The following is a 758-nucleotide window of genomic DNA, read 5'->3' on the forward strand; positions in this document are numbered from 1 at the left end:
TGGGGCAACTATTTAGAACCGACTCCTGCATTTATGGCATTTCTCACTTATTTACCAGGAGGGATTGCCAAGGCTCTTTATCAAATCACTTCCAGCCTAGAACATGTTTTTAATAATATGTTCAAGCTCTTTGGTCTCTTCGGTTATCTGGGAGACCAGAAGACGATTATAGGCCAGTTCTTTTACTGGTTTCAGTTATTGGGGACGTCCTTGTTTACCCTGATTTTGGTTGTGTCGGCTGTTGCAGGAGTTTTTACAAAACCAGTCAAATACAAAGGGGTCATTACGAATTTCCTTTTGGTGACTGCTGTAACTGCCGTATTGCCACTAGCTTTGACCACTATCTCAACCGCAGTAGCGCAGGATGCCATGTCTATCCAGACGGTCACCAGTGAAGCGCCATCTGGTAGTCAACCAACTTCCTCCTTGGCTCTTCAGCCCATGAAAAATAATGTGGTAGACTTAAAAGTTTTGATCTACAAGGATTTTTCTACAGAGTTGTTTCCAATGGATGATTATGGCTATATCAAGCCCGTTCAGGAGGGGTCAACTCCTGTCAATAATATCACGGATGACCCTGCACAGCGGGACACGACTGATTTTGCGACCAAGATTGATTTTGGGGCAAACTATGGTACGACAAATCCAAAACTGTTAAAGGATATGCAGGAAACCGACAAAATAGCAGGGATTAAAGGCTTGTTCCTCCATAAGTTGGATTCCAATAATACTGGAGTTGAAAGCATTACAGAACACCG

Annotated in this window: 1 pseudogene; it reads left to right on the forward strand. The window is 43.1% G+C overall.

Annotation, left to right across the window (positions count from 1 at the left end):
• Positions 1-758 (forward strand): annotated as a pseudogene (locus tag QM460_RS10425) (hypothetical protein); the annotation flags it as partial.

It is taken from the genome of Streptococcus infantis, from assembly GCF_047464415.1.
GTDB classification, from domain to species: domain Bacteria; phylum Bacillota; class Bacilli; order Lactobacillales; family Streptococcaceae; genus Streptococcus; species Streptococcus infantis_AE.